25 protein-coding genes are annotated in these 25,257 nt (G+C 53.1%); 20 read left to right on the top strand and 5 right to left on the bottom strand.

From position 1 onward, the window contains the following. Positions 1 to 2 precede the first annotated feature (2 nt). From Pr1d_RS13795 to Pr1d_RS13775, 5 genes are read left to right on the top strand one after another with little or no spacing between them, the layout of a single operon-like run. Positions 3 to 1,052 carry a hypothetical protein gene (locus Pr1d_RS13795; RefSeq protein WP_148074075.1) on the top strand — a complete coding sequence of 350 codons (1,050 nt, stop codon included), beginning with the start codon at positions 3 to 5 and terminating at the stop codon, positions 1,050 to 1,052. An 18-nt stretch (positions 1,053 to 1,070) separates the two neighbouring features. Then, positions 1,071 to 2,342, top strand: a complete 1,272-nt coding sequence (locus tag Pr1d_RS13790) for an NPCBM/NEW2 domain-containing protein (RefSeq protein WP_148074074.1) — start codon at positions 1,071 to 1,073, stop codon at positions 2,340 to 2,342. Further along, the gene (locus tag Pr1d_RS13785; protein WP_148074073.1) at positions 2,339 to 4,117 is read left to right on the top strand and encodes a S1C family serine protease; all 1,779 of its coding nucleotides are present in this window, start codon (positions 2,339 to 2,341) and stop codon (positions 4,115 to 4,117) included. Before Pr1d_RS13790 ends, Pr1d_RS13785 begins: the two co-directional genes overlap by 4 nt. Beyond that, entirely contained in the window at positions 4,117 to 5,154 is a 1,038-nt protein-coding gene (locus Pr1d_RS13780; RefSeq protein WP_148074072.1) for a S1C family serine protease, read from the top strand. Before Pr1d_RS13785 ends, Pr1d_RS13780 begins: the two co-directional genes overlap by 1 nt. Beyond that, positions 5,141 to 7,126, top strand: coding sequence for a PDZ domain-containing protein (locus Pr1d_RS13775; RefSeq protein ID WP_148074071.1), 1,986 nt, complete (start codon positions 5,141 to 5,143; stop codon positions 7,124 to 7,126). Before Pr1d_RS13780 ends, Pr1d_RS13775 begins: the two co-directional genes overlap by 14 nt. Positions 7,127 to 7,133: 7 nt before the next feature. Here the strand turns inward: Pr1d_RS13775 and Pr1d_RS13770 are convergent, their stop codons facing one another. Next, on the bottom strand, positions 7,134 to 7,814 hold the full coding sequence (locus tag Pr1d_RS13770) for a dioxygenase family protein (RefSeq protein WP_148074070.1): 681 nt from the start codon (positions 7,812 to 7,814) through the stop codon (positions 7,134 to 7,136). Between the two features lie 227 nt (positions 7,815 to 8,041). On the opposite strand from Pr1d_RS13770, the gene Pr1d_RS13765 reads away from it, so the two are divergent. Both Pr1d_RS13765 and Pr1d_RS26700 read left to right on the top strand, forming a co-directional pair. Further along, the gene (locus Pr1d_RS13765; RefSeq protein WP_148074069.1) at positions 8,042 to 8,320 is read left to right on the top strand and encodes a ribbon-helix-helix domain-containing protein; all 279 of its coding nucleotides are present in this window, start codon (positions 8,042 to 8,044) and stop codon (positions 8,318 to 8,320) included. Then, entirely contained in the window at positions 8,317 to 8,640 is a 324-nt protein-coding gene (locus tag Pr1d_RS26700) for a type II toxin-antitoxin system RelE/ParE family toxin (RefSeq protein WP_148074068.1), read from the top strand. Before Pr1d_RS13765 ends, Pr1d_RS26700 begins: the two co-directional genes overlap by 4 nt. A gap of 41 nt (positions 8,641 to 8,681) precedes the next feature. Here Pr1d_RS26700 and Pr1d_RS13755 read toward each other — a convergent pair whose 3' ends face one another. Together Pr1d_RS13755 and Pr1d_RS13750 are read right to left on the bottom strand one after the other, a co-directional pair. Beyond that, positions 8,682 to 10,484: a Gfo/Idh/MocA family protein gene (locus Pr1d_RS13755; RefSeq protein ID WP_148074067.1), complete on the bottom strand. Its 1,803-nt coding sequence runs from the start codon at positions 10,482 to 10,484 to the stop codon at positions 8,682 to 8,684. A 5-nt stretch (positions 10,485 to 10,489) separates the two neighbouring features. Beyond that, complete coding sequence (locus tag Pr1d_RS13750) at positions 10,490 to 11,608, bottom strand: hypothetical protein (RefSeq protein ID WP_148074066.1); 1,119 nt, start codon at positions 11,606 to 11,608, stop codon at positions 10,490 to 10,492. 202 nt (positions 11,609 to 11,810) lie between these two features. Between Pr1d_RS13750 and Pr1d_RS13745 the strand changes: the two genes are divergently transcribed. The 4 genes from Pr1d_RS13745 to dusB all read left to right on the top strand — a co-directional run bounded on the left by Pr1d_RS13745 (position 11,811) and on the right by dusB (position 16,731). Next, positions 11,811 to 12,788, top strand: coding sequence for a D-2-hydroxyacid dehydrogenase (locus tag Pr1d_RS13745; protein ID WP_148074065.1), 978 nt, complete (start codon positions 11,811 to 11,813; stop codon positions 12,786 to 12,788). Between the two features lie 288 nt (positions 12,789 to 13,076). Next, complete coding sequence (locus Pr1d_RS13740; protein ID WP_148074064.1) at positions 13,077 to 14,183, top strand: serine/threonine-protein kinase; 1,107 nt, start codon at positions 13,077 to 13,079, stop codon at positions 14,181 to 14,183. A gap of 186 nt (positions 14,184 to 14,369) precedes the next feature. Beyond that, a complete protein-coding gene (locus tag Pr1d_RS13735; RefSeq protein WP_148074063.1) occupies positions 14,370 to 15,608 on the top strand; it encodes a superantigen-like protein SSL4 in 1,239 nt (412 codons plus the stop codon). A gap of 85 nt (positions 15,609 to 15,693) precedes the next feature. Next, on the top strand, positions 15,694 to 16,731 hold the full coding sequence (dusB, locus tag Pr1d_RS13730) for a tRNA dihydrouridine synthase DusB (RefSeq protein ID WP_148074062.1): 1,038 nt from the start codon (positions 15,694 to 15,696) through the stop codon (positions 16,729 to 16,731). Positions 16,732 to 16,770: 39 nt separating this feature from the next. On the opposite strand, the gene Pr1d_RS25770 is transcribed toward dusB, so the two are convergent. After that, positions 16,771 to 16,932, bottom strand: a complete 162-nt coding sequence (locus Pr1d_RS25770; protein WP_168204975.1) for a hypothetical protein — start codon at positions 16,930 to 16,932, stop codon at positions 16,771 to 16,773. A gap of 4 nt (positions 16,933 to 16,936) precedes the next feature. Next, entirely contained in the window at positions 16,937 to 18,487 is a 1,551-nt protein-coding gene (locus Pr1d_RS13725; RefSeq protein ID WP_148074061.1) for a sodium-dependent transporter, read from the bottom strand. A 215-nt stretch (positions 18,488 to 18,702) separates the two neighbouring features. On the opposite strand from Pr1d_RS13725, the gene Pr1d_RS13720 reads away from it, so the two are divergent. The 9 genes from Pr1d_RS13720 (at position 18,703) to Pr1d_RS13680 (ending at position 25,221) form a co-directional block, all read left to right on the top strand. Then, a complete protein-coding gene (locus Pr1d_RS13720; RefSeq protein WP_148074060.1) occupies positions 18,703 to 19,368 on the top strand; it encodes a helix-turn-helix transcriptional regulator in 666 nt (221 codons plus the stop codon). 125 nt (positions 19,369 to 19,493) lie between these two features. Continuing rightward, entirely contained in the window at positions 19,494 to 20,114 is a 621-nt protein-coding gene (locus Pr1d_RS13715) for an NADH-quinone oxidoreductase subunit B (RefSeq protein WP_148074059.1), read from the top strand. Positions 20,115 to 20,174: 60 nt separating this feature from the next. Next, the gene (sufC, locus tag Pr1d_RS13710; RefSeq protein ID WP_148074058.1) at positions 20,175 to 20,987 is read left to right on the top strand and encodes a Fe-S cluster assembly ATPase SufC; all 813 of its coding nucleotides are present in this window, start codon (positions 20,175 to 20,177) and stop codon (positions 20,985 to 20,987) included. A 44-nt stretch (positions 20,988 to 21,031) separates the two neighbouring features. Beyond that, positions 21,032 to 22,438 carry a Fe-S cluster assembly protein SufB gene (gene sufB / locus Pr1d_RS13705; RefSeq protein ID WP_148074057.1) on the top strand — a complete coding sequence of 469 codons (1,407 nt, stop codon included), beginning with the start codon at positions 21,032 to 21,034 and terminating at the stop codon, positions 22,436 to 22,438. Positions 22,439 to 22,458: 20 nt separating this feature from the next. After that, positions 22,459 to 23,001: a Uma2 family endonuclease gene (locus tag Pr1d_RS13700; protein ID WP_148074056.1), complete on the top strand. Its 543-nt coding sequence runs from the start codon at positions 22,459 to 22,461 to the stop codon at positions 22,999 to 23,001. A gap of 39 nt (positions 23,002 to 23,040) precedes the next feature. Beyond that, complete coding sequence (sufD, locus tag Pr1d_RS13695; protein ID WP_210417709.1) at positions 23,041 to 24,360, top strand: Fe-S cluster assembly protein SufD; 1,320 nt, start codon at positions 23,041 to 23,043, stop codon at positions 24,358 to 24,360. 1 nt (position 24,361) lies between these two features. Then, positions 24,362 to 24,556 carry a hypothetical protein gene (locus tag Pr1d_RS13690; protein WP_148074055.1) on the top strand — a complete coding sequence of 65 codons (195 nt, stop codon included), beginning with the start codon at positions 24,362 to 24,364 and terminating at the stop codon, positions 24,554 to 24,556. Then, complete coding sequence (locus Pr1d_RS13685) at positions 24,549 to 24,872, top strand: Rieske (2Fe-2S) protein (protein ID WP_148074054.1); 324 nt, start codon at positions 24,549 to 24,551, stop codon at positions 24,870 to 24,872. The genes Pr1d_RS13690 and Pr1d_RS13685 overlap by 8 nt, the downstream gene beginning before the upstream one ends. A 31-nt stretch (positions 24,873 to 24,903) precedes the next feature. Next, positions 24,904 to 25,221 carry a metal-sulfur cluster assembly factor gene (locus Pr1d_RS13680; protein WP_148074053.1) on the top strand — a complete coding sequence of 106 codons (318 nt, stop codon included), beginning with the start codon at positions 24,904 to 24,906 and terminating at the stop codon, positions 25,219 to 25,221. The last annotated feature ends 36 nt before the right edge of the window (positions 25,222 to 25,257 follow it).

Below are 25,257 nucleotides of genomic sequence, written 5' to 3'. Positions count from 1 at the left end.
AAATGAATCATTTCATCCGTCTCAACGTGATTACCGCGCTACCCCTGGCTTGCCTCTTCGCGGTGCCTGCCTCTCTTGGGCAACTTACCTTCGAACCCTCATGGCATCCCCCGACCTATGAAGCGGTGCGCAAACAGGTCTTCTCTTGGATTGACGATATGCCCGTCAATCCGACTTTGTCCCAAGAAGCCCGTACACTATGGCCGTCAATGTCCCTGCGTGACACAGATGGTCCCGCACTTCTTGATTTAGTCGTCGAAACCGCCGCAATTGTGAACCCACAAGTCGCCAAACTTTTGGCTCAATGCAACGAGCAATCCTTTGAGCCGCTTCCTCCAGACACGACTTGGCTCAGTTCGAGTCAGCTCCCTGAATCGGTCCAAGAAAACGTGCGGCTCTATGTGGCGCGCTGGCTCACCCAACATGCCAGATACGACGACGCCTTGGCAATGTTAGACGACATCGATCCCGAAGATGTTGTCGACCCTGCCAGTCTGCTGTTCTGTCGTATGGTAGCTCATCATCAAGTAGTCGAACCCGACCGCAGTCGGGCTGCCCTGGTGGAACTTTTGGAACAAGAGGACGCGATCCCTGTCCGCTACCGTGAGGTCGCTGAGCTAATCGAGCAAGATCTTGCCAGCCTTCAGGATGAATCGCTCGATCACGTCTCACGGCGAATGAACGACGTGCGGCGTCGATTGGACTTAGGGCAAGCCGGAAAGCAAGTTCAGGTAGTTGAGAAAGGAGTTGTGGATTCATTGGACGACCTCATCAAGAAAATCGAAGAGCAACAGCAGCAATCAAGCTCGAGTAGTGGTTCTGCACAAAGCTCCACACCTATGCAGGACAGCCAACTCCCTTCACTCAAGGCGCCCGGAAAAGTCGACCAGAAGGACATTGGCAATCAGGCGGGCTGGGGAGACCTCCCTCCCAAAGAACGCGAAGAAGCACTTCAACAGATTGGCCGAGAATTCCCCGCTCACTATCGCCAGTTGATTGAGCAGTACTTCCGTGATCTGGCAGACGAAAACTCCAAACGACAAGCGCCGTAGCCACGCTGCTAGGATTCTATGCATAAGATTGTACGACATCGCGGCTTCCTCACTGGACTATTCATCCTGGCGTGGTCAAATCTGGCGATATGCGTTGAGCCAACTATGGTGACAATAAGCACCCTTGATGGTTTGAAGCAGGCTGGTGAACTTATTGAATGGACAACTCAAAGCGTATCCTTCAAAGACGCAGATCAACTCGCCAAGTTCTCTCCACAAGAACTGCTCCGGATTGAGTTTCAGACATCCAGAAGAAAAGCTACCGCTTCGGATATCTCTGTGGAGTTAATAGATGGCTCGCGTATCCCGGCAACTACCTTCGTTGTCATCGGCCATGAAGCCACATTAGAAACACCCCTCTCAGCGGTACCTCTTACGGTTCCGACGGCTCAGATTCGTTTTGTAGAGTTCCCTCAGTCCCGCCGGCCCACTGAGTCCTGGCAAAGCAAATGGGAACAGAAAGAGTTTACTGGCGACGTTCTCGTGTTGCTCAAGAAATCTTCCGCCGAGGTTGATTTTCTGACCGGTGTGATCAATGACATTACCGATTCTCAAGTCGACTTTACGTGGGAAGGTGAAACGATTCCTGTCAAACTTTCCAAGGTTGCCGCCCTCACGTTCTATCACGCTCAATCTGAAGAAATCGCGGAGCCTCTTTGCTGGCTAGAACTCAGCAGTGGAAGTCGTTTGCCTGCTGCAAAAATTGAGCGGAACGGCGAAAACTTGCAAGTCACAACCACATCAGGGATTCTCTTAGAGGTTCGCTTGAACGAAATTGCTGCTGCCGATTACTCAGTCGGCAAACTAGCCTACCTCAGCGACATGCAACCTCTGCGAGAAAAGTGGACTCCACTCATTGAGCTTCCCACCTCGGACAACCAACTAGGACGTTTGGGAATGCCTCGCCGAGATAGTTCGTTTGAAGGCTCTCCTCTGACGCTTGCCTGGCCAGTGGAAGACGATGCCGAAGGAATCACGTTGAAAACCTATCCCAAAGGACTGGCGCTGCGGAGTCGCACCGAAATGGAGTATCGTTTACCTCGAGAAATGCGGCGGTTTGTCGCTTCTGCGGGAATCGATCCGGAGACAGCCTCCCAGGGGAACATCCTGCTCACGATAACCGCCGACAGAGAAACACTGCTAGAGAGTTCCATCGACGGAAATCAGGGGCCCTTGAACATCGACTTAGACATCGCTGGAAAGCAAAAACTCCAGATTCTGGTGGACTATGGAGACAACCTTGATTTGGGTGATCGACTCCATCTTGTGGAGGCCAGGCTGATCAAATGAAATGGCTTTTGCTATGTTGTTGTGTTCTATCCCCTGCTCTGCAGGCTGATGCAGGTGCTGCCCCGACGAGCCCTGCGCCGGAAGTGCTCGCCATAGAGCAGCAGCGGGTCGATGTCATCAAGCGTGCCTCTGCTGCCGCGGTAGCGATTATGGAACCCTCCGGACAAGGTGGTGGTTCCGGAGTAATCATCTCGCCGGATGGTTTTGCACTGACCAACTTTCATGTCGTAGCCCCTTGTGGTGCTGCGATGAAATGTGGCTTGAACGACGGTCAACTGTATGATGCGGTGGTCGTTGGAGTTGATCCTGTAGGCGATGTTGCCCTGATTCAACTACTGGGCCGTGATGATTTTCCAGTCGCCGAACTTGGAGATAGCGATCAGGTGAAAGTCGGCGACTGGGCCTTTACCGCAGGCAATCCGTTCCTGTTAGCTGACGATTTTCACCCATCCATTAGTTGGGGAATGATCTCGGGTGTTCATCGCTACCAGTACCCAGCAGGAACTCTACTAGAGTATGCCGACTGCTTGCAGACCGACGCTGCGATCAATCCGGGCAACTCCGGCGGTGCCTTGTTCGACGCAAAGGGCAGACTGATCGGCATCAACGGACGTGGTTCCTTTGAGAAGCGGGGCCGAGTGAATGTCGGCGTCGGCTATGCGATTTCAATCAATCAAATCAAACGCTTCGTGTCGCACCTCAAAAGTGGCCGCATTGTCGATCATGCCTCACTCGGCTTCACTGTCTCCACTGAAGAACTTGGTCGCGTCGTCGTCGACGAAATCCTCGATACCAGCGATGCATTTCGTCGTGGATTACGCTACGGCGATCAGATTGTGAATTTTGCCGGACGAGAAATTCGAACGGCGAATGCTCTAAAAACCGCTCTAGGAACCTACCCCCGCGACTGGTCTGTTCCTCTGGAATTTCGCCGCGACGGGAAAAATTATTTCGTCGAGCTCCAACTTCCTGGTCTTCATGACCCGGCCCAACTGGTCGACCTAATCCAAAAACAAGCCGAATTGCCGAGCGAGCCTCCCGAGGGCGCTCCGCCAGAAAAGGAACAAGAAGATGCGCCGCTACCAGACATCCATGATTCGATGCCTGACAAGCCAGAGCTTCCGTTCGCTGTTTCATCTCGCTACGAAGAAGTGCGCGGCTACGCCAACTACTGGTACAACAGCCAGAAGCAACAACAGCTTTGGCAGAACTACGTTAGCAAGAATGCCCTGGAGAAGATGGGCACCAACTGGCAGATCGCCGGAACTCTTGCGGATGATGCTCCGTTCGAAATTCGGCTCGGTGCCAAACAAAGTCAAATGCGCATGCCGATGGGCCAATCGGGAGCGGTTTTTTCTGGAGATCTCGAATCGCAACTCAGTCCCCCCGGATCTGGAGGATTGCTGCTAACGCTCCATCTTTGGCAGCGCATGCTCGACAAAGGCCTCCAGCAGTTTGGTGAAGTCTATTACCTGGGACAATTGCCAGCCGGGCCGAAGGGTGAAATGCTCGATTGCCTCGTGGGCATCTACGGGGGAGTTGAATTCCGATTACTCTTCCTGCCTGAAGACGGTGAACTTGTGGGCCTGGAGCTCAAACCGGCTGATGACGCAGATCCATGTGAGATTCGCTTCGCGGGATTTTCTGAAGTCTCCGGCAGAAGACTGCCAACTCGTTGGCTGGTTCGGCACGGCGATAGGAAGTTTGCTGAATTGCAAATTGATTCTTGGCACACCGATGGCGATCCCCCATCACAACCGGGGGCGACGAATTGATGAAGCTGCTTAAGTACGCCACCCATTTAATTGCACTCCTTACTCTGTCGCTATTCGCCCTCAGCCCATGCGCCGCTGAAAGTACCCTGACAAGTGTGGTTCGCAAAGCACAAACCAAAGTCGTCAAAGTCTTTGGCGCTGGAGGGCTTCGTCAACTTGAAGCCCACCAAACGGGGATACTCATTTCTCCCACCGGCCATGTGCTCACCGCACTGAGTTACGTACTCGACACAGACGACCTGGCAGTCGTTTTGGACGACGGCCGCAGCTTCAAGCCAGAGTATTTGGGAAGCGACCCTGTGCGGGAGCTTGCGGTCCTGAAACTTCCATTGGAAGACGAATCCTTACCTTACTTTGACCTGCACAACCACACGACCGCCCAAGTCGGCGACCGGATTCTGGCGCTGAGCAATCTGTACGGCATCGCAACAGGCGACGAACCGGTCAGCGTCCTGCAGGGAACTCTCACTGCGATTGCCCCGCTCGATGCGCGGCGTGGTGCCTTCACAACTGCCTATCAAGGCAACGTTTATGTTGTGGACGCCTATGCAAACAATCCGGGAGCTGCTGGCGGTGCGTTAGTCGATTGGCAGGGGCATCTGCTTGGTCTGTTGGGCAAAGAGGTCAAGAGTCGTGTCACCGGGACTTGGCTCAACTATGCCCTCCCGACCGCCAGCTTTGCCGAGAGTGTGAACGGTCTGATCGAGGGCCATAGTATTGATTGGGAGCCTCCTTCGCAACTGCCGGAGCGATCGCTCACTGGCGAACTTCTGGGACTTCGTTTGGTGCCCGATGTGCTGCCATTTACCCCTCCTTATATCGATGCAGTGCGGCGAGGTTCTCCCGCTGAACGGGCTAGTTTGCGAGCCGATGATTTAGTCGTATTCGCCGCTGGTCGGCAAATTTCTTCATGTCGCGCCTTTTTAGAAGCATTGACCTACCTCGATAGTCGCGAGGAACTCGAGTTGAGCGTTCTCCGCGAAGGAGAACTCGTTGAGGTCACATTGCAAGCGGAAGGCCAGAATGCAGAAGAATAGACTCTTTCCAATTTGCATCGTGGCCCTGAGTCTCTGCCTTGTATCTCAGACATCCATTTTGGCCACCGAGTACAAATATGCACTCGAAAACGCTGCCGCGCATCAGGCAACTGCTGCAGTAGCTGACTCCGTGGTGCAGATTCGCACCGTGGGTGGATTGGAACGGGTCGGTAAAACTCAACTCAGCCAAGGCCCACTTTCAGGTCTGATTATCACTGCGGACGGTTACGTCGTTTCCAGTGCATTCAATTTCGCCCAACAGCCCAGTTCCATCCTCGTGCGACTTCCCAGCGGCAAACAGGTTTCAGCGAATCTGGTAGCTCGTGATCTAAATCGCATGCTGGTGTTGCTGAAAGTGGACTCTGACGAGCCATTGCCAGTTCCCGAAGCCGTGCCTACGGACGAATTTGCCGTCGGGCAATGGGCTATTGCCTTAGGCCGCACGTTTCAAACTGACAAAGTGGATGTCTCACTTGGAATTATCAGCGCCCTCAATCGTATGCACGGCCGGGTTGTACAAACCGATGCCAACATCTCGGCGGCAAATTATGGGGGTCCTCTAGTTGATATCCATGGCCGAGTATTTGGGGTTCTGGTCCCCATGTCACCTCAATCAAGTGATAGCGGTCCGGAAAACGCCGTCGCAGGAGCGGAGTTCTATGACTCTGGTATCGGCTTCGCCGTGCCACTAGAGCATGTTTACTCGATGCTAGATCGCTGGCGCGAAGGAGAAGATCTTCTCCCCGGCAAACTAGGAATCGGACTGAAATCGGGAAGCTCCTACACCGAACCACCGACGATCACTACCGTTTGGCCAGCGTCACCTGCGGCTGAAGCTGGTTGGCAGCCGAATGACACGATCGTTGCTGCCGATGGGACTGCTGTGGAAACCCAGTCCCAATTGCAGTTCCTCCTCAAACCACGATACGCCGGCGACTCCATAACATTCTCGCTCCGTCGTGGCTCGGGAGAAACGGCTGAGGAATTCGACTCCGAAATCACTCTTGCCGGCCAGCTTGCCCCCTATCGTCATTCGTTCTTTGGCATATTGCCAGCAGCTGACGGAAAAGCTGAAGGAATTGATGTCGCCAAAGTTTGGCCAAATAGCCCCGCAGAGGTTGCTGGTGTTCGAGCCGGAGACCGCATCACGAAAATCGGCTCCACCGCCGTACCCACAGCTCCGGCGGCTTGGGCAGCAATGCTGAACCTACAACCAGGCGAAACCGTGGAAGTTTCACTTCAGCGTGGCGACCAGGAGTTGTCTCTACAAACCAAACTTTCCGCGTTGCCTGAAGAAATCCTTTCCCAATCTCTCCTTCGTACTTCTAGCAAGTCATCCACTGAAGAGTTCAAAGCACTCGAACCGCAATTGCTCAAGCTTCCTGAATTTCCCCAAGAAGCCCACTACCTCCAACCCAAGCTATCGGACTCTCAACGTCCCGGTCTGCTAATTTGGCTCAGTTCTGAAAAAGGGGATGACGAGGAGGCAATGTTCGACGCCTGGCAAAAGGTCTGTCAAACGAACGGCATCATCCTACTCGTTGCTCGCCCAGGTAGTGAGACAGGTTGGCAAAGTGAAGACTTGGAATATCTTCAGCAATTGGTCAAGCTGGCTACTATACGCTTTCGCCCCACTCCTCGCCAAACTATCTTGGGGGGGCAACAGAAGGGAGGCCAACTTGCCTACGCACTAGCCTTTAAGGATCGCCGCACCTTCAGCGGTATCATCGCCGACAATGCCCCCCTACCGCGCACGCTTCAGGTTCCCGACAACTCCCCCGGTGGCCAACTTGTGGTACTCTCGATCCTGCCGGGAAACTCAACTTTCGCTACTCTTGTAAAGCACGACAACGAACAACTTCGCCAAGAAGGTTATCCTGTGAGTCAGATCGAACGCCCGGCTGGGACTGTCCTCGATGACGCGACCATAGAAAATATCGGTCGCTGGATTGCAGGGCTCAATCGATTCTGAGTGGACTTTACCCATCCCCCGGTGTTACACCCAGCACAATATCAAACTTAGCAGCCAACTCGCCAAGCTGCGAATCTTTGATCGGCACAAAGTCCACCATCAACGAATCGCGCAGCTGAGGCTCACGGATTCCACGCAGCACGCCATCGCGGTCGTTCTGCGGATGGCCCTTGATGTAGCATTGTGTAGTCAATTCGTTCTCACTCGGCAGCTTGATCTTGAAGTGGATATGAGGCGTCCTGCCTGGGTAAGGAACCGGCCGCACGGTGCGGAAATAATACTCCCCTGTCGAACCCGTAAGAAAGCGGCCGAATCCCTGAAAATTGGCATCCCGCTGGGCATGTCGATCAGCCGTGTGGAGGTAGACTCCCTTTCCATCAACCTGCCAGATTTCCACCAATGCATTTCGCAGCGGCTTGCCGGAAGAATCGAGAATTCTTCCCGAGAGATGCGTAATCTCTCCAATGGCGGGAGTAATGCCGTCGTTGATAATGAACAGGTCGTTGTCGGTGTCGAGCGGCAGTTGGTCGGGATAAAACGGCCCTTCGGTTTGCCGCGGGGTGAGTGTGAGTGCCTCGGCAAACGCTCCGCGCACGTTCCAGAACGAGGGAAGCACCAACCCGGCTGCTGTGGCGTTTGCACCCTTAAAAAACTGTCGCCGCGAAGGAGTTGCGTGAAAAAGTTTCATGGTTCTCTCTCCTCGATATTATTCCCACAGAGCCAACCGATATTGAACCCTGCTTATGGTACAAGGCCACGAAGGATCTTACATGAATGTATTCTATCGCCGATAAATTGGATGGATAGAGAAAACCTGCTGCTGAATCCCTTTTTGGGGAGCCGAAGAATAGCATTTTGCCGATTCTTATGGAGTTGTTAGAATAGAAGCAATGATTTCTATTCCAGGAGGTTCTCATGTCAGAATTTCAGATCAACTTGCCGGATGCGATTGGGGAATATGTCGGTGCCCAAATTGCAGCAGGCCGTTTCGCGTCACCCGATCAATACGTGCAAGCACTGGTCGCTGCCGACCAACAACACCAAAAAATTACTCGAGAAATTAGCGATGATCCCCACGTAGCCTCACTTCTCGAAGAAGGCTTGGCGAGTGAACCCGGGCGTCACTGGTCACCAGAGGTTCTTGCTGAACTTAAACAGAAGGTCACTGTCCAGACGATGGGCAAGAATCCATGAAGTTACCGATACGTCTGCGAAGTGCCGCAGAAAAAGACGTATCCCATTGCGCGCTTTTCTTGAACAGCAGGAACCCTCCAGCAGCGATCAAGTTTCTTGATGCGTTTGACGCCACGCTACTAATCTTACAGAGAACTCCAGAAATAGGAGGCTCTTGCAGGTTTGCTAACCCGCTTCTCGAAGGAATCCGCGTTTGGTCTGTAGCGAGTTTCAAAAACTATCTGATCTATTACCGCATCCTATCGGAAGAAATTGAAATAGTTCGCGTACTCCACGCAGCCAGGGATTTAGAGAGTATTTTTGGAGGTAAGGATTCTTAATTCCGATTGGAGCCAGTCAACCGGAGGGCGTCTTATTTTCTCTAAACCAACTCACTCGTCTTCCGTGGCTTGTCTCCTTCGGGCGTTTCATCGCTTTCGATTTCAAACCACTCCGGTTTAAACTCAATACGGCGATTTTCCCGCATCGCTATATTGGAGGTGAGGGCGATGATGGCGTCGGCCATGGCAATCTTGGGAGGACACTTCACTTGGTTCTCAGGATCTGGATTACGAATGCACCAGGCCCAGTGCTCAATCTCTTCCTTGTAACCGCGGCTAATGTCTTTTGGTGTGGCAACCTCAGCGAGAGCGGCACCACCACCGGTTTCGTAGGTATCCATGGCAGGGCCGCCATCCCCCTGGGTGACTTCGATCTTAGTTTGCGTGTCGGACTTCTTGAACAGAAATGCATCCTTCTCACGGTCGAGGATGAGTGTTCCTTTCGTGCCGAGCACCACTTCGCCGTATCCGCCATAGCCGTTTCCATTGATCGAGGAGTAGGTGACCACGATCTTCTTGTTGGGATCGGCAACCTCACCACCCTTGCCGTCCTCGTAGTAACCAAGGCCCGGGTACTCAAACATCGTGTAAACGTGATCGTCCACATCGCGGTCAAGCGGGAAGAGCGAGCGATGCCCCATGCCACTTACTGCCAACGGCATGACTTTTTGATGTCCTTCTCGCTGGGAGGCAATGAATATGCTCGAAGCATCAAGTTGATGACTACCCAATTCGGCCATGAGTCCGCCGCCGGTGCGATCCCACAATCTCCAGCGGATCAGTTCCTCCATGGGAGACCGCTGATAGCCATTGGATAAGGTTCTGTCTTGGTAGCCAAACGCAGCAGCATCCGTCTTGTAATCCATGATTTGATTACGCTTTTGTTCGACTTTCTCCGCCCACTTTTCTGCTTCGATACCCTTGCTCTGATCGCGTTTCGTCACCCATGCGAAATATTCTCTCAGCATGTGGTACTCATCACGTAAGGCAGCTACCGCCTTCGAGCCCCCTGCATTACTTGCGGCCTTTTCCAATGCGGTAAATTCTTCAGGTGTCAATGGCTCACCTGATTGATCCACAAACTTCTCGCTGGGCAGATCAGGAGACCAACTGTCTCTTCCCGGCAAGTTGTCGCGGTTCCATTGGGCACGGATGGAGTGCAGTTCACCAATCAAGCCGCTGGAGATTTGATCGACGGCATTGTCATAGAGAATGCTGTAGTGGCGTTGATGGCCGGTAGCAAGAATCTTGTTCGTCTCGTCTGACACTCGGCCCATCTCTTTACACTCAGCGACACTGTGGCCCATCAGCTTTTCAGTGAGTACATGTTTGCCAGCACGCATCGCCTTGATGGCTGCTGTGTTGTGCAACCAAAGAGGGAGCGCGATGATCACAGCTTCAACATTCGGATCGGCGAGCAGTGCCTCGTAGGTCTCCCCTTCTTTCTCGCCATAAACCTTGACCTTTTCACGAGCTTCTTGCTCCGTTTTCCAACCATAAACATCCATCAAGCCGGGGCGGGCGGCTTTGGTGCCGTCGCTGTTGAGATCTCCATGGAATGCGCGGTGAAAACTGTAAGGGCGAATGTCGGCAATCGCCACTACATCGATATAATCTGGGTTAAGCGAACCAATCAGCACGCCTCCTTCGTCGCCCGTGCCGATGATGCCAACTCGCAAGCGATCGTTCTTGATCGCACCGTAGTTGAAGTAGAGTGCGCCGAGGGTGGCCCCTCCAGCGGCTCCGCCTAGAATGGTCCCCTTCAAGAAGTCACGCCGGTTTGTACCCACTGCTTCCTGGAAATTTTGTTTGCCGATTGCCTTTTCTTCGGGCGTTAGATTCATCGTTTTCAATCTCCCTTGGTGGTGCCGCGTTTGGACCACCAGCGGTGGATAATGGAATCGAGCCCGGCGTACTTGCCTGCACATGTGGCGGCAAGCAGCAAAAGGGCTGCAAATTCGGTTAATTGATAATAGAAAAATTCCGATCTGGCCCCTGCCACCCACGGTGGCTGGGTAGCCATGACCATCAACAAAAACAAAGCTCCCAGGATCGCTGCAAGAGGGGTGAAGAACCCTATTAACAAACAGAACCCAATAGCCGTTATTACGCAAGCAACGAGCAAGTTGTTCCGCTGCAGATCTGTAACTTGAGGATCAGTTACGGCAGTTCTGACCCGATTTTCGAGCGAAGTAGTCTTTTGCTGCGAGGACACCAAGGCTTTGAAGTCTTCCGCGAGAAACTGATCGTAATTCTTTACCATGCCGACCCACTTGAGAGGGGTTCTTGATGTCTCGGCCTTTTTTTCAGCGACACGCTCCTCGCGGAATGGTATCTCATCGGCACCCCCCTGTTCTTCGGCATTTTCTAACCGCCACAACTGGTGCTGATAGTCCTGTATATCAAGAGCCTCTTCGGCCAAGAAATCCGCTAAGTTGAGCTCTTGCTTCGCGTACACTTCATCAGCTTGGTTGCGCTGCTCTTCACTAAGCGATTTGATCTTCTTGAAGGCATCAAGGCGAGCCTGCCAATCGGTGCGGATCTGTTCACCCCAGTCATTGCCGGGTGCAAACTCGGCGAACTCGGCTTCCGAGGACTTTCCGGCCTTAAGCTCTTTCTGCCGGCGATTGACGTAGCGAGTCACCCAAGAGGCTAGTTTGTCGGTAGCCTCGGGTGTCATTTCCTGCGGCTGAGCGAGCAGATCGCGCCAGTTGTGAGTCGTGGGAGCCTGGGATTGAAAGAATTCAGCAAATGGACCGGTGGCCCCGTTGAAAAACCCTTCGGCTGAAAAGGTCAAGTTCCACTCGTGACGACCGGGATCGTACTCGAATTTTTTGGCACCCTCGCTGAAGAAATGCCAACCGACTACCAATCGCAATAGGACAAGTGCAGTGATGGCTGACCAAGCACAGCAACCCGTGCTAATTCCACAAGAAGATGGACTTTCTTTTGGAGAACTTTCGCTCACAATGCTAACCTCAAGGTACGACAGGCACTACTTAGAAAGAAATCGTTGAATTGCCGTTCGGTGAAAAGCGACCGGTTCAGGAATTCGCCAAGCCTTGTATTCTAAGGTGCAGACTGTCGTTCCTCCAGTGCCAAAGTGGCGTGGGACTGCTAAAATAGGCTTCCGATTTCCTATAATTCGGTTCTTTTTTGGGTTGATGGTTATGCGAATTGTCCTTTGTTATCCCGTTGAGCTACGACACCTAGAGCAGATCCAAGCAGTTTGGCCTGGAGCCATGATTGTCGATGCGGGACAGGAAAGAATTGCCGCGGAGTTGGTCAATGCCGATATTTATTGTGGTCATGCCAAAGTCCCCGTGCCATGGAACGAAGTCGTCGCCAAAGGCAGACTACAGTGGATTCAATCCTCGGCCGCGGGAATGGACCATTGCCTGACTCCTCCGGTGATAGAGTCCGACATTTTAGTCAGCAGCGCTTCGGGGGTTCTAGCAAGACAGGTTGCAGACCATACGCTTGCTTTACTTGCTGGAATGCTCCGCGATCTGCCGACATACTTCCGTGCAAAGGAAAAGCGCGAATTCATCCGCCGGCCGACACGCGATTTACATGGTTCGACGATCGGAATCGTTGGCATGGGAGGCAATGGGCGGATTCTGGCCAAAGTCCTGAAACCGTTTGAAACGACCATTCTGGCCACTGACTGGTTCCCTGAGAACAAACCTGCCGAGGTCGATGAACTGCTGCCTGCGGATGCGCTCGACGAGATACTGCCTCGTGTGGATTCCCTGATCTTGGCTGCGCCGCTCAACGACTACACTCGCGGCATGATCGACGAGCGGCGCTTGCGGCTGATGAAAAAAGACGCAGTCTTGATAAATATGGCTCGGGGGCCTTTAGTTGTCGAAGGCGACTTGGCCAGGGTGATGCAAGATGACCATCTTTGGGGAGCAGGCCTCGATGTTACCGAGATAGAACCACTTCCCTTAGAAAGCCCGCTTTGGGAGATCCCCAATCTGATTCTCACTCCCCATGTGGGAGGACAGCGTGCAAGCCGTATCGACGACATGACCCGCTTGTTCGTGGAGAACTCGCGAAGATTTCAAGCCGGCGAGACCCTCATCAACCAAGTCGATAAGCACCTCGGTTTTCCGCAAGCTGGAGCGATCCTGTTTCAGACCTAGAGTGTCCTCATTCCCGGAGAATTTGGTAATCTAGGAGCCTTTTTGGCCTAAATTACGATATGGACTCTAGTTCGCTTATCGGATTATCATTCTCTTTTCCACTTTCCCGATTAGGATGGAATTATAGTGGATTCTAAGTACCCAAGATATTGCACCTGCTCTGCTCCAATTTTATTCCCACCATGGCGACCATTCACGTCGATACCTGCCCGCCGGTCTCCGTCGCGAAAAACTGATGTTGCACCTCGAGTTGACTCCTTCTCTCCCTCCCGATGTTATAGGTAACGGATGAACCCTTCGACAACGATTCTGCAAGGAACGCGGACGATCACATTCAACGGCGAAGAGTCTCGCCGTTGTCCGAGTGAGCTGTACCAGCGGTACGAGCATTTGCTCAACACTCAGTACATCGGCTGGACGGAGCATCTGCGCTTTCGCCGCTTGCTGGGAACTGGTGGACAAGGTGTGGTCTATCTCACCGATCGACGTGGATCAGACGGATTTACTCTTCCGGTTGCCCTCAAGGTTTTTTCGCCCGAGCGATTCTCGTGTCAGCAAAGCTACGATCGGGCGATGGAACGTATTGCTATGGTCGCTAGTAGCGTAGCAAAAATCCAACACGACAACTTGCTGGATGTGCAGAACTTTGCCGAGCGTAGCCGCATTCGAGTGATGGAGATGGAATGGGTCGACGGGTACGATCTCGACAATTTACTTACCCCAGCAATGCTATCGCGAGTTCAGCAGCGAGTGAACACACGTCGTTGGAAATACATTAACGATGTCATTGTCACCGCAGGCCATGTTCGTCCGCGCCTGAAACCTGGTGTCGCTGTGGCCATTATTCGCCAATGTCTGGCAGGGCTGGCGGCATTGCATCGAGAAAAAATCATTCATGGCGACTTAAAGCCATCGAATATCATGGTGAAACGAACCGGCCATCCCAAAATCGTGGACATTGGTTCTGCTCTCCAGTTGGACAACATGCCCGAGCAGAGAACCTGCACACCGCAGTATGCCGCCCCGGAGATGCTCGAGCGCAATGAGTTCACGGCTCAATCTGATTTGGCTAGTTTGGGTTACGTGCTGATCGAGATTCTGGCCGGTCGACCGCTGTTTGCTGGACTGCGTAATCTGGGAGAAATGCTCGAAGCCAAATGGACTCTTCCTCAGCGACTCGATTCGATCCTCCCCGATGACGTAGCCGATAGCGAACTGTTGATGAGCATCTGTCGTCGGCTGACTGCCCCCGATACTGTGCTGCGCTTCGCTAGTGCCGAGGACGCCGACACTGGCCCAGGTGGCTTGGCCGAATTTCAACGTACTCTGGTTATGGGCGATCTGGCCAGCGAATACGAAAACGAACTCCGCGTCTGGCTTGAGGAACTGGATTGAGAGTATTTCGAGCACTCCTGCCCGGCATTCGCGACAGCCAAAAGTGCCCATGCTACAGGCAGAATTCCGAGGATTGACGACTCGCACCGTCCGTGCCAAGCTATTCTCTTCCAGTGAGTTCCATGCCCGCAATTTCTGCAATCTCTAGGATTTATTGCAGGATTCCTACCGAAGGGAGTAATGGCCATGTCCGAAATGTGCTTAATCTTTTGCCTACTATTATTCGGCCAATTGGGCGATCGATATCCTATTTCCGAGACTGATTCGGTGTTACCGCTGGACCTTTCTGAAGAAGCGAGTTCCTCGCCCGCTGAGCAGCCTCCTCAGGATTCTGCAGAAACTGATTCGACAGCAGGACTCTTTGAAGATTCCCCACAGGACACTCTCGAACAAAATACCATCGAAGGCTCCACAGAAACTGATCCAATTACTGCCGTCGAAACTCCAGTCGTTACCCCACCCAGCGAAACGTCAAAGCCTGCCCCACCTGCAACGACTAGTGTCCCAAGCACCTCAACAGCCGATTCTCCTGACTCCATCTTGAAGAGCTTCAGCGAATCCGTCTCGGGAAGCCAATTGCCTGGCACTCCAGTTGCGCTCACTGAAGTCATTGCATCGTCTCCCACCCGCCGCGAGCAGACTCAGCATGTCGAGGCTTATTGGGACCTCTCCCAGGCAGTGCTTGATTATAATTTGGCACTCAAGGAAACGATCGAACTGGCAACGCTTCGTCGTGGTATTGCGCAAGCAGGTCCTCAATGGGAGCACAGTTTAAATCTGGCAAAGTCGCGTGAACAACTTGCTCTAGAGCGAGCACAAGTTGCCCAACAGCGAGTCGCCGCGATATTGAGTCTGACAAGCGAGGATCATGCCCCCTTGCCCAGCGATTTTCCCTTCGTAGGAACTTATAACACGAGGTTTAGTGAACTGTTTCCACTTCAGAATAGCATTTCCCAGGAACAAACTCCACGTATTGCGAAAGAGTATGATGGCTTTCTCACAGGAGCTGCTGGAGTTATTGAAAACCAAGCCAAAGAGATCTCCAACGCTCGGGAATGGATGTTCACTGTCAGCGAGCAGCGAAGCCCGAATACCGATGGAAAAGAACTTCTTACAGCCTATGAGCTTTTTGCGGCACGTCGCCGGTTATTTGTGCAAACCGTGGCCGACTACAATCGTGCTATCGTTCGCTACACTGAACTTGCCACTCCCGGCACCGTCGAGCCGCAACGACTTGTAGCCATGCTCATCCGAGTTGAAGGCACGCCAGCAACCACAGTCGATTCAGCGGTTCGTCGAACAAGTGCCGAAGAGCAGTTAGATTCTTCAGATGTGAGCCGATCTCAGTCTCGCTCCACACCGGAAAACAGTTGGAACGCCCTGCCAAATAACGCCGAACGTTCGATCCTGGTCCCCCGCCGATAGACGCTTATTAGAGATCCTCCGAGGCGGGCTGCATAGCAAGCTGGTCGGGTTTTCGATATCACTGCTTTCGTTGTACCATGGCTGCATGTCCCCCACTCTCGAATCCATCGCCTGCCGCCCTCTAGCCGCGCCATTCTACATCGGTCCGCTGCTAATCGATCCGCCAATTTTGCAGGCCCCAATGGCGGGGTTTACCAATTTTGCCTTTCGGCAAATCGTCCGCGAATATGGCGGGGCGGGGTTGTTGGCGACCGAAATGGTCAACGCTCGGGGTTTTGTCTGGCTTGATGAGCAGGAAGCTGAGCATCCCGATCGCCTCTGGGGAGTCGCCGAAGAACCCCGACCGCTGGCCGTGCAGATTTGGGACAATGAACCGGCCACACTTGCCAAAGTCGGAGCACGACTTGCCGGCGAATACGCCGTGAGTGTCGTCGACATCAATTTTGGCTGCCCTGTCCGACAAGTGACGCAAAAAGCACACAGTGGATCCTACCTTCTCAAACATCCCGAGCGAATGGGCGACATCATCGAGCAAGTCGTCGCAGCCTGTGCTCCAACGCCTGTCACGGCCAAGATTCGGCTTGGTTGCACGCGCGAGTCCATCAATGCCTGCGAGATTGCCCAGGTTGTCGAGGGGGCCGGGGCTGCTGCCCTTACTGTGCATGGTCGCACTGCCGCCGACATGTTCCGTGGCTCCGCTGACTGGGATGGCATCGCGGAGATTAAATCCCATCTCCACAAAATTCCGCTGATCGGCAATGGCGATCTCGATTCGGCTCAAAAAGTGGTTGATGCGTTCCAACGCTATGGAGTTGATGGTGTAATGATCGCGCGCGCATCGCTCAGCAAACCTTGGCTCTTCGCGCAAGCTGCGGCAGCCATTCGAGGTGAGCCCATACCTCCTGATCCCACGCTTGCCGAAGAAAAGCAATTGATGCTTCACCACTATGAGTTGGTGTGTGAGCGCTTTGGCGATGAGAGAGGAACTATGCTAATGCGCAAATTCGCCTGCTGCTACGCCCAAGGCCGTCACGGTGCAAGGGAATTTCGCAAGCACGTGGGGACAGTTGTTACTCCCCAAGAATTCAACCAAGTGGTTGAGAGCTTTTTCCCGGTTGGTTAGCCGCGCTTTCCAAGCCCCAGCGCGACATGGCACGGAATCTCAATCCGCGTCGCTGGTATCTCCAGTATCTATCGTAAGTGGCCCTTCGAGATCTTCCATCTCCGATTCGGGCAGTGTTAGCACGCGAAACAAACAGAAGCTCACCAAAGAAAGCACCGCTCCTACGGAGATTAGCATGATAAACCAACCAGAAGGCTGCATTGCATTAGTCCTCATGGGCAATAGTTTGAAAACGTCCTTCAGCAATCCAACGTTTTCCCGCAATGTTGATTAGGAGCAGTAAGAATATCCAAATCGTCAGGATAAAAAGGATCGACAGCAAGGGAATACCCCCCTTGCTCAACGTCTCGGCATAGTCGGGACCTTGAGTGATGCAGATGCCAATGAAGATGGCAAACAGAAAACCAGGAGTGACGTACTTGAGCATGAGTTGCACAAACCAGGGAACACGGATGTTTGCTCCACGATGCAACTCTTCGTGACCTCGATCGATTCCGAAGATCCAACCGTAGATAACTGCTTGGCACATAGCGAGAATGAAAATAAACATAGTGCCTACCCAGAAGTCAAACGTGTCCAGGGCCACCATTCCTTTAGAGAAGTAGACGACGAAACCACTCCCCATGGCTGAGACCAAGCCCAGCAGCGCAGCCGAGGCGTGTCGCTTAAGCCCCAGACCTTCTTCGAAGAACGCGATCACTGGCTGAAGCATCGAGAGACTACTCGTGATCGCAGCGATAAACAACATAAAGAACCACAGAAATCCGAAAAACTGTCCCCCGGGCATCACCGCAAAGACATTCGGCAAGGCATTGAAGCCAAGACCAAACGTACCTTGCTCTGTAGCAGCAGCCCCTAAGAAGATAAACGCCGCCGGCAGCGTAATCAGCCCACCGAGACAGACTTCGAAAAACTCGTTCATACTGCTGGCAGAAAGACCACTCAATGCGATATCGTCGTCTTTCTTGAGATAGCTGGCGTAGTTGATGATCACACCGAAGCCAACCGATAGACTAAAGAAAATCTGTCCTGAGGCTGCCAGCCAAGTCTTCGGCTGCATGAGATAATCTGTATTCGGATTCCACATCGCTCCCAAACCTGCGGAGACTTTTTCGCTACCGAGCGTCAGGACTCTCGCAAGGACGCACAATGCGCAGATGACCATGATCGGCATGGCAATCTTGCAGAAGCTCTCGATCCCTTTGCTGATGCCACGATAGATGAGTATGAAGTTGAACACGAACGTGAATATCAAGAAGACAAGGAGGTTGGAACCACCCTCAGAAAAGAGTGCGCCATCTGCACTGGCACCTACAAACTTATCAAAGAAGTTGGAATACTCTTTTGAATTCTCGCCCAACATCAGATCACCGGTGAGATAGTTAAAAGCATAGCCCAGGCACCAGGCTTCGATCACAACGTAATACATGTAGATCACGAGCGGGATGAGCAAGGCGATCGAGCCGAGATATTTGGCGAGCGGGTTTTTCCAAAGAGTTTGGAATATCCCCGGTGCCGAATTGAACCCCTTGGTTCCGCCGTAGCGGCCCATGGTCCACTCAGCCCAACAGAGGGGTATACCTAGGATCAACAGGCTAACGAAGTAGGGGAGCATAAACGCCCCACCACCGTTCTGGGCGGCTTGCCCGGGAAATCGCAGAAAGTTTCCCAACCCAACCGCTGAACCTGCTACCGCCAAGATCACCCCAATACGAGAGCCCCACTGGTCACCTCCTTGTGATTTGCTATCGCTCATGCGCGGACTCCGAAGCGTCTTGAATAGGTGAGGGATTTGGTCTAGGGTCGTCAAACTCGCAGCTACTTGTAGCGGATAAAGTCTTTTGGGTCAACACTTTACGCCAATCGCAGAAAACCGAGTAGTATTTTTCACATAATCCATTGTCAAAAATCGCCATTCGTATATGATTACCGATAGAGAAGCGATCAAAAACACTGTCAATATAACGACTTATGCCCGAAACTAGCCTACAGCATGGAGTTGATAATTCGACGAATGATCGAGAGATCATTGAGTTCGTTCGCCGGGAAGGTGCGGCCTCAATTAGTGAACTCGTTGAATTTACCGGAGTAACCGCCACTGCTGTGAGGCAACGCCTCACTCGGCTCATGGAACAAGGATTAATCGAACGGGAATCGGAGAAAGCTGGCCGGGGACGACCGACCCATCGTTATTCGCTTTCGTCAGCCGGAGTTCGCACCAGTGGCACGAACTACGAAGATCTGGCGGGGGTGCTGTGGGCTGAAATCCGGGCCGTTAAAGATCCTGATGTTCGCTATGGCCTGTTGAAGAGAATTGTGTCCCAGTTGGCAGATCACTACCGCGATCGGATCCAAGGGGACTCCATCGAACAACGAATGCAGTCTCTGGTAGCCCTAATGGGTGAACGGGACGTCCCGTTTGAAGTGACGCAAACCGATGGCTCCCAACTTCCCGTTCTGACAGCCCTAGCCTGCCCCTACCCGACTCTGGCTGAGCAAGATCGAACGGTTTGCTCGATGGAAAAAATGTTGTTCTCGGAAGTATTGGGAGAAGGGCTGAAACTCAGTTCCTGCCGCTTGGATGGAGCGACGCACTGCACTTTCGACACGAACGGCCGGTCAGCACCCACACTATAAACCTTGCGATACTAGCAACCCCTTGGAGAGAATGATAACCTTGACGGATTCTGGCGGTTCTTTGGGAAGCCGACCGGGGAAGAATAACCCCACGAACAAATGCAAAAGAGTAAAAGAGAAGAATTATGCCACAGCCATGGATTGAAGGACGTTTTGAAGAGAACGTGGTCACGACGACCGTCGAGCAGGCAATCAATTGGGCTCGTCAATCGAGCATTTGGCCGATGACGTTTGGACTTGCCTGTTGTGCCATCGAGATGATGGCTGCAGGCGCGAGTAGATTTGATCTTGATCGTTTTGGAGCTGGTGCGTTTCGAGCCACACCGCGCCAGGCGGACTTGATGATCGTCGCGGGCACTGTAACGTACAAAATGGCTAGCCGAGTGAGACGACTCTACAACCTGATGCCGGATCCTAAGTTTGTCATTGCAATGGGTGCCTGCACTGTGGGGGGCGGTCCTTACTTCAAGTACGGCTACCATGTCGTGAAGGGTGTCGACCTAGTCGTACCGGTCGATGTTTACGTCCCAGGCTGCCCACCACGTCCTGAATCCTTGCTCGAAGGCCTGATGAGAATTCAAGACAAGATCAAGGGGCATAAAATCGCCAAAATGGCCGGCAGCGCTGGCACCGGGCAATTAGGCCGCAAGCTGGAAGACGAGCTCCCTATGCCTCACCACAGTGGCTATGTTTACAGCCCCATCGACACTGAACCTGTCTACGATCACCAGAAGATTACTGGGTAAGACCTGCGGTGCTCAGCATCGCGGCTACCTGACCACTGACCATTAACCACTCACCACTCAATGTCTGAAACACTTAAAATTACGAATCTCCATGTGTCCGTCGAAGGCAAACCAATCTTGCGCGGCGTAAATCTCACGATCAATCGTGGCGAAACACACGCTCTGATGGGTCCTAACGGATCGGGCAAGAGTACGCTGGGCAACGTCATTATGGGTCACCCCAATTACGAAGTGACCGAGGGGACGATTGAGCTCAACGGCGTTGACATATCCGAGTGGGACGCGACCGAACGCGCCCGCGCCGGCATCTTCATGGCCTTCCAACGTCCGATGGCGATTCCCGGCGTGAAGATGGCCGACTTCCTCCGTCATGCGACAACCAACGTTCGCAATCCTGAACGCAAAGAGGGAGAGGAATTGATACCCATGCGTCAGTTCCGCAAAGAGCTGACCGAGAAGATGGGACAACTTAGGATGGACACCGAGTTTGCTCGCCGCTATGTGAACGATGGTTTTTCAGGCGGTGAGATGAAGCGTGCTGAAATCCTTCAAATGGCTATGCTCAAACCAAAATTCGCCATCCTCGACGAGACCGACAGCGGTCTCGACGTCGATGCCGTGAAGCTGGCCAGCCAGAGCATTGCTGAGATTGGCAGCGACCAGATGGGCATTCTGATCATAACGCACCACGACAAACTGCTTGATCAGAATACGCCTGACTTCACCCATGTGATGCTCGGCGGCAAGATCGTCGAAACAGGTGGCGTGGAACTCGCCCACGAACTTTACACAGATGGCTACGACCGGATTCGTGCCAGTTATCCTGAAGCAGCCGTTGCTGAGCAAGTGATGGCCGAAGCAGAAGCAGTTTAGAACACTTTTGAGCCTTCAATTCTCGCAAGAGAAGGGTGAATATAATGGCTACTGATATTTCTCAAGACGTAACCGCAGGTGAAATCAATAAGTACGATTTCATCACTCCATCTCACGATGTGTTCAAGGCCCAAAGGGGTTTGAATAAAGAGATCGTTGCGCAGATTTCCGAGATGAAAAACGAACCTGCCTGGATGCGGGATTTTCGCCTCGAATCATTCAAAATCTTTGAATCGAAGCCCATGCCCAAATGGGGTGGCGACATCGCGATCGACTTTCAGGACATCTACTACTACCTGAAACCTGCCGACCAGCAGGGAAAGACCTGGGACGATGTCCCGCAAGACATTAAAGAAACCTTCGACAAATTGGGCATCCCCGAAGCCGAGAAAAAATACCTTGCCGGCGTCAAAGCACAATTCGAGAGTGAAGTCGTCTATGGCTCTCTCCAGGAAGACCTGGGAAATAAGGGTGTCATCTTCACCGACACTGACACGGCCGTCCGAGAGCATCCCGAGATTCTCCGGGAATACTTTGGGAAGATCATTCCTCCTTCGGACAACAAGTTCGCCGCCCTCAACTCGGCTGTCTGGTCTGGTGGATCCTTCATCTATGTGCCGCCGGGCGTACATATTGATTTCCCGCTCCAGGCCTACTTCCGCATCAATGCCGAGCAGATGGGGCAATTTGAGCGCACGCTGATCATCGTCGACGAAGGGGCATCGGTACATTACGTCGAAGGCTGCACAGCGCCGATGTACACCACCGAGAGTCTCCACTCGGCCGTGGTTGAAGTGATCGTCAAGAAAAATGGCCGTGCCCGCTATACGACGATTCAGAACTGGGCCAACAACATCTATAACCTCGTGACGAAGCGAGCCGTTGCCTATCAGGATTCCCTCATGGAATGGATCGATGGCAATCTGGGGAGCCACCTCACGATGAAGTACCCAGCCGTTTATATGATGGAGCCCGGTGCTCGCGGTGAGATTCTGTCGATTGCGTTTTCCTCAAAAGGCCAACATCAGGACGCCGGTGCAAAGGTGGTACATTGTGCCCCGCACACCAAGAGCCGAATTATTTCCAAGAGTATCAGCAAGAACGGTGGCCGCAGCAGTTACCGTGGCTTGTGCAAAGTGGAAAAGGGTGCGACCGACTGCAAAAGCAACGTCGTCTGCGATGCCCTGATTCTCGATGCCGACAGCCGTAGTGACACCTACCCTTACATCGAGGTTGAAGAGCAAGACGTGCAGATCGAGCACGAAGCCAGTGTTTCGCGCATCGGCGAGGAGCAGCTCTTCTACTTGATGAGCCGTGGCCTTAGCGAAGCGGAGGCGAGCTCAATGATCGTCAGCGGATTCATCGAGCCGCTGATCAAAGAACTCCCCATGGAGTACGCCGTCGAAATGAATCGGCTAATCGAGCTGCAAATGGAAGGCAGCGTCGGCTAAGAGGCATTGTGAGGTGACTTATGGCTATTGGTTCGCAAGCGACTGTTGACGATCTCTACAAGGTCGATGGCAAGGCTGAGTTGGTCGGTGGGGAGATTGTACATATGAGTCCGACAGGAGATATGCCAAATTTCGCTGCGGGCGAAATCTTTGTTAGCCTTCATTCGTATGCAAAAGTTAACGGCGGACGAGTATACACAGATAATGTCGCCTTCTTAGTGAATCTTCCCAACCGCAAATCCTTTAGTCCTGACGCAGCTTACTATACAGGGCCTCGTGCGAAGATGAAGTTTCTACCTCAGGCCCCCGACTTCGCTGTTGAAGTACGTAGCGAAGGAGACTACGGCCCCGCAGCCGAGCGGGAGATGGCCGAAAAGCGAGCCGATTATTTTGCCGCCGGGACGAAGGTCGTCTGGGACGTTGATCTCCTCGGCGAAGACGTCATCCGAGTCTTCCGAGCATCCACCCCCAGTGAATCAACCGTTTACCGCAAGATTGAGACCGCCGAAGCCGAACCCGCCGTCCCCGGCTGGACGTTTCCTGTCGAAAACCTTTTTGAATAATTGAAACGAACAACCCCACCAACAACTGACAGATCTTGAATGATTGCTACTGCGTCGCCTACCACCGGTTTTAGCCAAGAAGTTTTTGATGCGTTTCTCGCCGAACGCGATGAACCGGGTTGGCTCACGGATCGTCGTGTGGCTGCCTGGAAACAGTTCAACAGTCTTGGCATGCCAAATAAGAAGGACGAAGAATGGATGCGGACCGATATCCGTCTGTTCCACTTCGATCGTTTTGCTCCCTTTGCCGAAGCAGAAGTACCGGCTACGATGCCCTCCCCACTGCTTGCGACAGGAGTTGACCTCGCTGGTCAAAGTGTTTCGCTAGACAGCCGCAGCCTTTCCAGCGAACTTGCTGACGAATGGGCCAAAAAAGGCGTTCTGTTTGGCAGTCTCGATGACTTGGTGAAGGAACATGGCGATCTGTTGCGTCCGTACATCGAGCGACAGCTGATCGATCCCAATCAGGATAAATTCTCGGCACTTAATGCCGCGCTGTGGAGCGGTGCGAATGTGCTCTTCGTCCCCAAGGGAGTCAAAGTTGCCAACCCATTCCATTCCTTCTCGGTGATGTCCGCCGGAGGAGTCGATCTCGGCAAGACCCTCGTGATTCTTGATTCCGGAGCCGAAGCCACTTTGCTTACCGAAACCGCCAGCACCGAGCCTGAAGCAGGCGGCATGCATTGTGGTTCGATCGAGCTGATCGTCGAGAAAGAAGCTCGCCTCCGCTACGTCAATCTTCAAAACTGGGGCAACGGCGTGTGGCACTTCGCCCACCAGATGGGTCACGTCGGGGCGAATGCCGGTTTGCAGTGGACTATCGGCGCCTTGGGAGCACGCCTGGCAAAGGTGAATCAGCATGTCGCACTCACAGGGCAAGACGCCGAGGCCCAGGTCAATGGCGTGATGTTCACCCATGGCAAGCAACATCTCTGCTACAACACCCACCAGCATCACAAGGCTCCCTACTGCCGGAGCGATCTGCTCTACAAGGCGGCTCTCCAGGACAAATCACGAACCGTTTGGCGAGGAATGATCAAGGTCGACGAAGCAGCCCAACGCACCGACGCCTATCAGCGAAACGACAACCTGATGCTTTCCACAGCGGCCCGCGCCGATTCGATCCCCGGTCTGGAGATCGAGGCCGACGATGTCCGCTGCACTCACGGCAGCACCAGTGGCCGCGTGGACGATCAGCAATTGTTCTATGCCATGACTCGCGGCTACACGCGTCAGGAAGCGGTGCGGATGATCGTCACCGGTTTCTTCCAGCAGGTGTTTGATCGAATCACGATTGAAAGTGTGCGTGACGCATTGGGCGAAGCTATTGGAAGGCGGGTACGGGACATCGAAGAATGAAATGCCAAAACTAACCACTACCAATCTGGCACTACTATTGGGAGCCATTGCTTTTCTGTGCTGTTACACACTTTCGGGTGGTTCTTATTCTGGAATGGTCATTGGCTTCTTATTGATACCAGGGCTACTAGTCTTTCAGATCATGATTTTGAAATACTTTCTTCCTCAAAAACCCAAAGATACAAACATTGAGTGAATTCATCGAAGCCGCCAAAGTATCGGAAATCGCCGACCCAAGCTCGCTCCTAGTAGAAGTCGACGAGCAACTCGTGGTATTAATCCACGCCGCAGGGCATTACTATGCCCTCGACGACGTTTGTACCCACGATGGCGGCCCGTTGAGCGAAGGCCCGCTCGACGCCACAGAAGGCTCGATTGCTTGCCCCCGCCACGGAGCCAAATTCGACATCAAAACCGGTGCCGCACTCACCATGCCTGCTACGAAGCCGACCCGCTCTCACGAAGTCAAGGTCGAAGGCGAGCAAATTCTTGTCCGCCTTTGCGAAGATTGAAACAACGAATTAGATACGAGGAGGCACCCCCATGCCCATCGCAGAAGACCATGTCCGCGAAGCCTTGAAACAGGTGATCGATCCCGAGTTATTCGTCAACATCGTTGACTTGGGATTGATTTACGAAATCAACATCGACGAAACCGAAGAGGGCAAGTCGAACGTGGCGGTCAACATGACTATGACCAGCCCCGCGTGTCCCGCAGGACCCCAGCTATTAGGCCAGTCCAAAGAATTTGTTGGCCGCCTCGAAGGTGTCAACGAAGTGGACGTCCGACTCGTCATGGATCCTCCCTGGACCCCCGATCGCATGACCGAAGACGCTCGCGACCAGCTGGGAATCTTTTGAAAGTGGAATTAGGATTTCGGAAAGTGGAATTGGAAA

This window comes from Bythopirellula goksoeyrii (assembly GCF_008065115.1).
Taxonomy (GTDB): Bacteria; Planctomycetota; Planctomycetia; order Pirellulales; family Lacipirellulaceae; genus Bythopirellula; species Bythopirellula goksoeyrii.
The sequence above is the reverse complement of the archived record's forward strand: the minus strand, read 5'-3'. Positions and strand labels throughout refer to the sequence as shown.